The following is a 9,013-nucleotide window of genomic DNA, read 5'->3' on the forward strand; positions in this document are numbered from 1 at the left end:
ACGGGCGCGCGAGCTGGGACGCATCTGCGCCTCCCACGGCGTCCCGCTGCCCGCCGCGGCCCTGCGCTTCCCCCACCGCCACCCCGCCGTCACCACCGTCCTCATCGGCGCACGCAGCGCGGAGGAGATCACCGAGGACCTGGAGCTGGCGGCGGCGGACATGCCGGACGCGCTGTGGGAGGACCTGGATCATGCGGGTTGACCTGGCCTACGGCACCCGCGGCCTCGCGGTGGACCTGCCGGACGACCGGACCACGGTGATCACGCCGGTCGCCCGGCCCGCGGTGGCGGACGAGGCGGCCGAGCTGCGCCGAGCCCTGCGCGAGCCGGTCGCGGGCCCGCCGCTGCGTGAGCGGGTGCGGCCCGGGCAGACGGTGGCGATCTCCGCCTGTGACGGAACCCGGCCACAGCCCCGGCACCTGATGATCCCGGCGATCCTGGCCGAGCTGGACGGGCTCGTCGACACTGGCGACATCGTGATCCTGGTGGCCACCGGCACCCACCGCGGCAACACCGACACCGAACTGCGCGCGATGTTCGGCGACCAGGTCGTGGACGCCGTACGGATCGTCAACCACGACGCACGCGACGCGTCGTCCCTGAGGTGGATGGGCCGCCACGGCAAGGACGTACCGGTCTGGCTGAACCGGGAGTGGACCGACGCCGACGTGCGGATCACGACGGGGTTCGTCGAGCCGCACTTCTTCGCCGGGTTCTCCGGCGGCCCGAAGCTGGTCGCGCCCGGGCTCGCCGCCCTGGAGACCGTGCTCACACTGCACGACGCGGCCCGCATCGGCGACCCCCGGGCCACCTGGGGAGTCATCGAGGGCAACCCGGTGCACGACGACGTCCGCGCCATCGCCGCCGCGACCGGTGTCACCTTCGCCCTCGACGTCGTGCTCAACCGCGAACAGAAGATCGTCCGGGCGTTCGGCGGCGATTTGCTGCCGATGCACGCCGCCGCCGCTGCCGCCGCCCGCGCCGCCGCGATGCGCCCGGTTCGCGAGCTGTTCGACGTGGTGGTGACGACGAACGCGGGCTTCCCGCTCGACCAGAACCTCTACCAGTCCGTCAAGGGGATGAGCGCCGCCGCCCAGGTCGTCAGGCCCGGCGGGACCATCGTCTGCGCCGCCGAGTGCCGGGACGGCTTCCCCGACCACGGCTCCTACCGGGACGTACTCACCTCCGCGGCCTCCCCGGACGCGCTGTTCGAGGAGATCACCCACCGCACCGAGACGGTGCCCGACCAGTGGCAGGTCCAGATCCAGGCCCGCGTCCAGCGGCACGCCCGCGTGATCATGCACACCTCGCACCTGAGCGACACCGACCTCGCCGCCGCCCACCTGGAGCAGACCGGCGACATCGCCGCCACCGTGCGCGCACTGCCAGGGCGGGTCTGCGTCCTGCCGGAGGGCCCCATGACCATTCCCTACCTCGCGGGAGAGTGACGTGCTCCGCTGTCCCCCGACCCACCCGCCGCTGCTGTCCGCACTCGCGTACGTCGTACCCGCATGAACGAGGCACTCGACCTCGGTTACGCCCGCGTGGACCTCGGCCGCGAGGCGCGCCAGGGGCTGCCCGAGATCGTCTACGGCCCGGGCAAACAGGCGAGCGAGATCGCCGGGATCGTCACCGCTCTGCTCGGCCGGAACACCGGGCCGGTCCTGGTGACACGGATCGAACCCGGCACGGCCGCCGCGGTGCGCGCGCTCGTGTCCGGCGGCGCGTACGACCCGGACGCCCGGCTGCTGGTCTGGCGCGAGGCGCGGAAGATCGAGCACACGGTCGCCGTGGTCACGGCCGGCACCGCCGACGGTCCCGTCGCGGCGGAGGCGGCGGCCGTCGCCTCCGCGCTCGGCCTGCGGACCACCATGGTCAGGGACGTCGGGGTGGCCGGGCTGCACCGCGTGCTCGCCGCCACCGATGACCTGCGCGCGGCCGACAGTGTGATCGTCGTCGCCGGCATGGAGGGCGCCCTGGCCAGCGTCGTCGGCGGTCTCGTCGAGACGCCGGTGATCGCGGTGCCCACCTCCACCGGATACGGCGCCGCGCTGGAAGGCGTCACGGCGCTGCTGGCCATGCTGACCTCCTGCGCCGCCGGGCTGACCGTGGTGAACATCGACTCCGGCTTCGGCGCCGCCCTCGCGGCCTACCGCCTCACGCGGAGGGCGTCCCGGGCGGGGACGGCGCCGGCGGGCGAGGAGGGCCCGTCGGCGGTGGACACGACGGCAGGGAGATGACGATGATCCTCTACCTCAATCCGTTCACCGGACTCGCCGGCGACATGCTGCTCGGCGCGCTGCTCGACGCCGGCGCCTCGCTCGACGCCGTGCGGCAGGCGGTCGCCGCGACCGGGCTCACCGGCTGGCGGCTCGACGCCGAGCGGGTGCGCACCGGAGCGCTGACCGCCACCCGCGTGCGGATCGAGGTCGACGACGACGCCACCGAGCGCCCGGCCGCGAACCTGATCGCAATGGCGGCCCGGACCGGCCTGACCGTGGCGGAGGCGGCGCTGACCGCGATCGCCGAGGTGGAGGGCGCGCTGCACGGCGTGCCGGCCGCCGACGTCCACCTGCACGAGCTCGGCGGGCACGACACGCTGATCGACGTCGTCGGATGCGCGGCGGCGCTGCGCGACCTCCGGGTGACGCGCGTGCACTCAGCGCCGCTGCCGCTCGGCAGCGGCACGGTGCACACTCGCCACGGCGTGCTGCCTGTCCCTGCCCCCGCCACGCTCGCCCTGCTGACCGGAGCACGGGTGCGGGGCGGGGAGGCGGGAGAGGCGGTCACGCCGACCGGGGCGGCCCTGCTGCGCGCCGCGGGCACGACGTACGGCCCGGCTCCGGAGATGGCCCTGCGCGCCACGGGGTACGGCGCGGGCGGCCGCGTGCTGCCCGACCGGCCCAACGTGACCGTGGCCATGATCGGAGACCCCGTGGCCGAGGCTGGTAGGCAGATCGTCCTGTCGACGAACCTCGACGACGTGACCGGGGAGGTCCTCGGGCACGTCATCGACCGTGCCCTCGCGGCGGGCGCGGCGGACGCCTGGATCACACCCGCCGTCATGAAGAAGGGCCGGCCCGCGCACGTCCTGCACGTCCTCACGCCCCCCGAGCTGGCCGACGACCTGCAGAACCTGGTTCTCGCCGAGACGGGGAGCCTGGGTCTGCGGCGCGGCGTGGTGGAGAAGATCGCCCTCCCCCGGCACTTCGAGACCGTACGCCTGCACGGCCGGGACGTCAGGATGAAGCACGGGCCGTGGGGGGTCAAACCCGAATACGACGACCTGGCCGCGCTGGCCGAGGCCACCGGCAGACCGCTGAGAGAACTGGCACGAGAGGCTTTCGACGCGCTGTGACTTCCGCTCTGACTCCCCCCACGACTCCCCCTGCGACTCCGACCGTGACCCGCGTCGACGCCCACCACCACCTGTGGGACCTGTCCCGCCGCCCGCAGACATGGTTGAACCCCCCGGAGATGGCTCCCGTCCACCGCGACTTCACCCTCCGCGACTACGCCTCGGCCGCGGCCGGAACGGGCATAGGCCGCTCCGTGCTCGTGCAGGTGCTCGCCGACGCCGAGGAGACGCGCGAGTTCCTCGCGCTGGCGGCGCGGTCGGAGACCGTCGCCGCGGTGGTGGGATGGGCCGACCTGACCCGGCCCGATCTCGCCGACGAGCTCGCCGCCCTGGCCGCCTCGCCCGGTGGTGAGCTGTTACGCGGAATCCGCCACTTGGTGCAGGGTGAGTCCGACCCGCGCTGGCTGGCCCGCGACGACGTACGCCGGGGGCTGCGGCAGGTGGCGGCGGCCGGGCTCGCCTACGACCTGCTCGTCCTGCCGCACCAGCTGCCCACCGCGATCGAGACCGTACGCGCCGTGCCCGAACTGACCTTCGTCCTGGACCACCTGGCGAAACCGCCGATCGCCTCCGGAGAGCTCGAACCCTGGGCGGGCCTCATCCGCGAGCTCGCCGCGGAGCCCAACGTGACGGCCAAACTCTCCGGCCTGATCACAGAGGCGGCGTGGGACGATTGGGACGCCGCCGCGCTGCGCCCGTACGTCGACGTGGCGCTCGACGCGTTCGGGCCCCGCCGTCTCATGTTCGGCTCGGACTGGCCGGTCTGTCTCCTCGCAGGCTCCCTGCCCCTCTGGACCGAGACCGTCTCGGCGCTGCTCGCGGATGCCGGGCTGCCGGCCGCCGACCGCGAGGCCGTCTTCCGGAACACGGCGACGCGGGTCTACCACCTGGAGGGGTGACCACCCGGCGAGCCGGAGCCTTTGTCATCCCATGAAACATGGAGCCCGCCACCGATGAGGGGCGGACCGCCGACTCGGCGAGCCGGACCCTAATGGGAGTCGCGCGACACCCGGTGGCCGCTGGAGCCGGTGAGGAAGTCCAGGTCGGCGCCGGTGTCCGCCTGGCCGACCGTCTCGACGTACAGGCGCTCCCAGCCGCGGCGCGGGGCGGCGAAGGCTCGCACCATGGCCGGCGACGGCTCGCGGGCGGCAAGTTCCTCGGCGGGGACCTCGATGTCGAGCCTGCGGTTCTCGACGTCGAGGACGACGATGTCGCCGGTGCGGACGAGGCCGAGCGGCCCGCCGGCGGCCGCTTCCGGCGCGACGTGCAGCACGACCGTGCCGTAGGCGGTGCCGCTCATCCGCCCGTCGCAGATGCGGACCATGTCCCGTACGCCCTGGGCGAGCAGCTTCGCGGGCAGCGGCATGTTGGCGACCTCCGGCATGCCGGGGTAGCCCTTGGGTCCGCAGCCGCGCAGGATGAGCACCGAGTCGGGGGTGACGTCCAGGTCCGGGTCGTCCAGCCGGGCGTGCAGGTCCTCGACGGAGTCGAACACGACTGCGGGCCCGCGGTGGCGCAGCAGCTCCGGGGAGGCCGCCGCCGGTTTGATCACCGCGCCGTCGGGGGCGAGGTTGCCGCGGAGCACCGCGATCCCGGCCTCCTCCAGCAGGGGCGTCTGGCGGGGGCGGATGACCTCGGGGTCGTGGATGCGGGCCTGGTCGAGGTAGTCCACCAGTGGACGGCCCGTCACGGTGATCGCCTGAGGGTCGAGCAGGTCGCGCACCTCGCGCAGCACGGCGTGCAGGCCGCCCGCCCGATAAAGGTCGTCCATGAGGAACCGCCCGGCGGGCAGCAGGTCGACGAGCAGCGGCACGCCCGACCCCGTACGATCGAAGTCGTCCTGGGTGAGCTCCACCCCCAGCCGCCCCGCGATGGCGAGCAGGTGGACGACGGCGTTCGTGGACCCGCCGAGCGCGGCGAGCGCGACGATGGCGTTGAGGAAGGAGCCGCGGCTGAGCACCGTGCTGGGCCGGCGGTCCGCGGCGACCATCTCGACGGCGAGCGACCCGGTGGCGTGCGCGGCCTCCAGCAGCCGGCTGTCGGCCGCCGGGGTGCCCGCGACGCCCGGCAGCGTCATGCCGAGGACCTCGGCGAGCAGTCCCATGGTGGAGGCGGTGCCCATGGTGTTGCAGTGACCCTTGCTGCGGATCATCGACGACTCCGAGCGCATGAACTCCGCCTCGGTGAGCGTCCCGGCGCGGACCTCCTCGCTGAGCTTCCACACGTCGGTGCCGCAGCCGAGCGGGACGCCGCGGAAGTGCCCGGTGAGCATCGGCCCGCCCGGCACGACGACCGCGGGCAGGTCCACGGACGCGGCGGCCATCAGCAGGGCGGGGATCGTCTTGTCGCATCCGCCGAGCAGCACGACCCCGTCGATCGGGTTGGCCCGCAGCAGCTCCTCCGTGGCCATCGCGGCCATGTTGCGCCACAGCATGGCCGTGGGGCGCACCTGCGTCTCCCCCAGCGACACCACCGGCAGGTTCAGCGGGACGCCGCCCGCCTCCCAGACGCCGCGCTTGACGTGCTCGGCGACCTCGTCCAGGTGCATGTTGCACGGGGTCAGGTCCGACGCGGTGTTCGCGATCGCGATGTGCGGACGGCCGTCGAAGGCGTGGGAGGGCAGCCCGCGTCTCATCCACGCCCGGTGGATGTACGCGTTGCGGCCGGTCCCGGCATACCACTCGGCGCTGCGGCTCGTCCCCATTCGGCACCCAATCTGCGGGAAGGCAGAGACGGTGCGAGGCTAACCCACCATTCACCTCGCCCGGAAGATCCGGATGAGGACCTTTTCTCCCGCCCGAAATCGGCTCTAGTATCCGGAACATGACCGCGCTTCCGCTCGCTCCGCCGCGGGCGGTTCCCGGCGGCCCGCCGTCCATCGGTGTGATCGCCGCCGGACAGGAGGTCCCATGACCAGGAAGTTCACCGCCGCCCAGGCCTCCGGCGAGGTGTACGTCCTCGGCGAGGGCCCCGTGTGGGATCCCGCCAGGCAGCGCCTGCTGTGGGTGGACATCGACGCGGGGGCGGTGCACGAGGGACGGCTCGACCCCGCGACCGGCGCCGTCACCGCCACCGCGGCGCACACCTTCGATGGCCCCGTCTGTGCGGTCGCCGTCTCCGCCGACGGGGAGCTCGTCGTCGCCGAGCGCGAGGTCCTCACCCGGGTCGACACCGCCGGCCGCCGCACCGAGCTCGCCCGGGTGCTGCCTCGCGGCGTACGGAGCAGGCTCAACGACGGGGCCGTGGACCCGGCCGGGCGTTTCCTGATCGGCAGCATGGCGCTGGACGACCGGGAGGGCCAGGAGGTGCTGGCCCGCCTCGACGGCACGACCTGCGTCCGCCTCGACGACGACCTGACCCTGTCGAACGGCCTGGCCTGGAGCCCCGCGGGCGACCGCTTCTACAGCATCGACAGCACGCCGCACGTGGTCTGGGAGCGCGACTACGACCCGGCCACCGGGCGGACCGGGCCGCGGCGGGAGCTGTTCAGGCTCGCCGACGGCATGCCCGACGGGATGTGCGCCGACGCCGAGGGCAATCTGTGGATCGCGATCTTCGGTGGCGGTCGGGTGGAGTGCCGCGATCCCGGCGGGCGCCTGCTCGCCACGGTCGAGGTCGGCGCGCCCAACGTCACCTGTCCCGCCTTCGCCGGTCCGGATCTCGACGTCCTCGTCATCACCACGTCCACCGAGGGCGTCGATCTGGCCGAACATCCCGGGTCGGGGCACCTGTTCACCGCCCGAGTGGGCGTACGCGGCCTGGCGACGCCCTACTGGGTGCCGCCACGATCATGAACCCCGATCCCCGTCGAGGAGACACGACCTTGCCCCTCACCCGCATCGGCGCCGTCGCGCCCGTCCCCTTCTCCCGGTAGTGCGGGCACTGGTCATCACCGGCCCCGGCAGGGCCGAGGTCAGGGACGTCGAGCCCCCGGTCGCCGCGCCCGGGCAGGTGGTCGTCGACGTCGAGCGGGTCGGCCTCTGCGGCACCGACGTGGAGTTGTTCACCGGCGGGATGAGCTATCTGCACAGCGGTCACGCGCGATATCCGCTGCGCCCCGGTCACGAGTGGTGCGGCGTCGTCACGGCGCTCGGCGAGGGCGTCGCCCCCGGCTGGCTGGGCCGCCGGGTCACCGCCGACACCATGCTGGGCTGCGGCCACTGCCCCCTTTGCCGGGACGGCCTGCACCACGTGTGCCCCGACCGGGCCGAGATCGGCATCCGCAAGGGCTTCCCCGGGGCGCTGGCGGAACGGCTCGCCGTACCGGCGACGGCACTGCACGCGCTGCCCGAGACGATCGACGCGACGCTGGGCGCGCTGATCGAGCCAGGCGGCAACGCCCTGCGCGCGGTGCGCTGCGCCGCCCTGGAGCCCGGCGATCGGCTGCTGGTGCTGGGCACGGGCACGATCGGCCTGCTCGTGGCGCTGCTCGCGCGGACGCGAGGCGCGCAGGTGCATCTGATGGGCCGCGACGAGCCCACGCTCCGGCTGGCCCGCGACCTCGGCTTCGCGGGCGTGTGGACCCGGTCGTCACTTCCGTCCCTCACGTGGGACGCCGTGGTCGACGCGTCCACCGCGGCGGACCTCCCGGCGCTCGCGCTCGACCTGGTCAGGCCCGCGGGCCGGGTAGTCTATGTCGGTCTCGCGGGGTCCCCCAGCCGCATCGACACTCGCGACCTCGTGTTCAGGGACGTCACCGCCGTCGGCGTGCTCAGCGGTTCGGCCGGTCTGGCCGGGACCATCGAGGCGTACGCGGACGGGTCGGTCGACGCCCGTCCGCTCGTGGCCGCCACCGTCGGCCTGGACGACGCCGCCGGCGTGCTGGCGGGGCGCCGCCCGGCCGGCGCGGGCCCGGGCCCGAAGATCCACATCGACCCCCGGCGATAGAGGCGCACCGGCGCCTCCGGACGGAAGCGTTGAGATCATGAGCCTTACTGATGCCGAAGCCCAGGCCGGACCGCGACGGCCGGCGCCGCCGGATCCCGCCGTGCTCGCGGCGGTGGAGGCCGCCGTGCCGGGGATCAGCCGGGCGCGGGTGAGTGACCGGCTGGGTAGGGCGCACGACGCCTCGCATTATCTGCTGACTCCGCAGGCGGTGCTGGTGCCGGAGAGCGCCGGGCAGGTGGCGGCGCTGATGCGGGCCGGCCTGCCGCTGACCTTCCGCTCCGGCGGCACCAGCCTGAGCGGGCAGGGCGTGAGCGAGCACCTGCTCGTCGACACCCGCAGGCACTTCAGGGGCATCGAGGTGCTCGACGGCGGCTCCCGCGTCCGGGTGCAGCCGGGGGCGGTGCTGCGGCAGGTCAACGCCCGGCTCGCCGCCTACGGCCGCAGGCTGGGCCCCGACCCTGCCAGTGAGTCGGCGTGCACGATCGGCGGGGTGGTGGCCGACAACTCCAGCGGCATGACCTGCGGCACCCACGCCAACACCTACCGGACGCTGGAGTCGATGGTCGTGGTGCTGCCCAGCGGCACCGTGATCGACACCGGCGCGCCCGACGCCGACGCGCGGCTGCGCGCCCTGGAACCCGCCCTGGCCCAGGGCCTGGAACGGCTGCGCGACCGGATCCGCGGCAATCCCGAGTCGGTGCGCCGGATCGAGGCGCAGTTCGCCATCAAGAACACCATGGGCTACGGCCTCAACAGCTTCCTCGACCA

9 protein-coding genes are annotated in these 9,013 nt (G+C 73.8%); 8 read left to right on the forward strand and 1 reads right to left on the reverse strand.

Translation table 11 applies throughout. The annotated features are described in order from the left end of the window. The 5 genes from IL992_RS45135 to IL992_RS45155 all read left to right on the forward strand — a co-directional run. On the forward strand, window positions 1-202 hold a 202-nt coding region (locus IL992_RS45135), incomplete at its 5' end, for an aldo/keto reductase (protein WP_193209436.1). Then, window positions 192-1,448 carry a nickel-dependent lactate racemase gene (gene larA / locus IL992_RS45140; protein WP_193209437.1) on the forward strand — a complete coding sequence of 419 codons (1,257 nt, stop codon included), beginning with the start codon at window positions 192-194 and terminating at the stop codon, window positions 1,446-1,448. The genes IL992_RS45135 and larA, both read left to right, overlap by 11 nt. A 63-nt stretch (window positions 1,449-1,511) precedes the next feature. Beyond that, complete coding sequence (gene larB / locus IL992_RS45145; RefSeq protein ID WP_193209438.1) at window positions 1,512-2,240, forward strand: nickel pincer cofactor biosynthesis protein LarB; 729 nt, start codon at window positions 1,512-1,514, stop codon at window positions 2,238-2,240. A 2-nt stretch (window positions 2,241-2,242) separates the two neighbouring features. Continuing rightward, window positions 2,243-3,358, forward strand: a complete 1,116-nt coding sequence (gene larC / locus IL992_RS45150) for a nickel pincer cofactor biosynthesis protein LarC (protein ID WP_193209439.1) — start codon at window positions 2,243-2,245, stop codon at window positions 3,356-3,358. Between the two features lie 44 nt (window positions 3,359-3,402). Further along, a complete protein-coding gene (locus IL992_RS45155) occupies window positions 3,403-4,257 on the forward strand; it encodes an amidohydrolase family protein (protein WP_193209440.1) in 855 nt (284 codons plus the stop codon). An 89-nt stretch (window positions 4,258-4,346) separates the two neighbouring features. Here IL992_RS45155 and IL992_RS45160 read toward each other — a convergent pair whose 3' ends face one another. Next, window positions 4,347-6,062, reverse strand: coding sequence for an IlvD/Edd family dehydratase (locus IL992_RS45160; RefSeq protein WP_193209441.1), 1,716 nt, complete (start codon window positions 6,060-6,062; stop codon window positions 4,347-4,349). Window positions 6,063-6,267: 205 nt separating this feature from the next. On the opposite strand from IL992_RS45160, the gene IL992_RS45165 reads away from it, so the two are divergent. The 3 genes from IL992_RS45165 to IL992_RS45175 all read left to right on the forward strand — a co-directional run. Then, a complete protein-coding gene (locus tag IL992_RS45165; RefSeq protein ID WP_193209442.1) occupies window positions 6,268-7,152 on the forward strand; it encodes an SMP-30/gluconolactonase/LRE family protein in 885 nt (294 codons plus the stop codon). A gap of 79 nt (window positions 7,153-7,231) precedes the next feature. Next, window positions 7,232-8,245, forward strand: a complete 1,014-nt coding sequence (locus IL992_RS45170) for a zinc-dependent alcohol dehydrogenase (protein WP_193209443.1) — start codon at window positions 7,232-7,234, stop codon at window positions 8,243-8,245. Between the two features lie 37 nt (window positions 8,246-8,282). Further along, window positions 8,283-9,013, forward strand: a 731-nt coding sequence (locus tag IL992_RS45175) for an FAD-binding oxidoreductase (protein WP_193209444.1), incomplete at its 3' end; no start/stop codon positions are given.

This window comes from Microbispora sitophila (genome assembly GCF_014892245.1).
Taxonomy (GTDB): Bacteria; Actinomycetota; Actinomycetes; order Streptosporangiales; family Streptosporangiaceae; genus Microbispora; species Microbispora siamensis.

Excerpts from the sequence above, each read along its gene's own strand:
- IL992_RS45160 (WP_193209441.1), bottom strand. The coding sequence starts at position 6,062 with ATGGGGACGAGCCGCAGCGCCGAGTGGTATGCCGGGACCGGCCGCAAC.
- larA (WP_193209437.1), top strand. The coding sequence starts at position 192 with ATGCGGGTTGACCTGGCCTACGGCACCCGCGGCCTCGCGGTGGACCTG.
- IL992_RS45165 (WP_193209442.1), top strand. The coding sequence starts at position 6,268 with ATGACCAGGAAGTTCACCGCCGCCCAGGCCTCCGGCGAGGTGTACGTC.
- larB (WP_193209438.1), top strand. The coding sequence starts at position 1,512 with ATGAACGAGGCACTCGACCTCGGTTACGCCCGCGTGGACCTCGGCCGC.
- larC (WP_193209439.1), top strand. The coding sequence starts at position 2,243 with ATGATCCTCTACCTCAATCCGTTCACCGGACTCGCCGGCGACATGCTG.